Annotated in this window: 1 rRNA gene; it reads left to right on the top strand. The window is 53.2% G+C overall.

What is annotated here, in order from left to right:
* Nucleotides 1-267: ribosomal RNA gene (locus tag HP548_RS34235) — 23S ribosomal RNA — on the top strand; the annotation flags it as partial.

The following is a 267-nucleotide window of genomic DNA, read 5'->3' as shown; positions in this document are numbered from 1 at the left end:
TAGTCGAAGGACAACAGGTCGAAATTCCTGTACCACCGTAAGCCGTTATGAGCAATGGGGGGACGCAGCAGGGTAGTGACGCGGACTGATGGATGTCCGTCTAAGCAGTGAGGCTGATGTGTAGGCAAATCCGCACATCGTTAAGGCTGGGCTGTAATGGGGAGCGAAAATTATAGTAGCGAAGGTCATGATCTCACACTGCCAAGAAAAGCCTCTAGCCAGGTGATGGTGCCCGTACCGCAAACCGACACAGGTAGGCGAGAAGAG

The organism is Paenibacillus taichungensis, from assembly GCF_013359905.1.
Taxonomy (GTDB): Bacteria; Bacillota; Bacilli; order Paenibacillales; family Paenibacillaceae; genus Paenibacillus; species Paenibacillus taichungensis.
The sequence above is the reverse complement of the archived record's forward strand: the minus strand, read 5'-3'. Positions and strand labels throughout refer to the sequence as shown.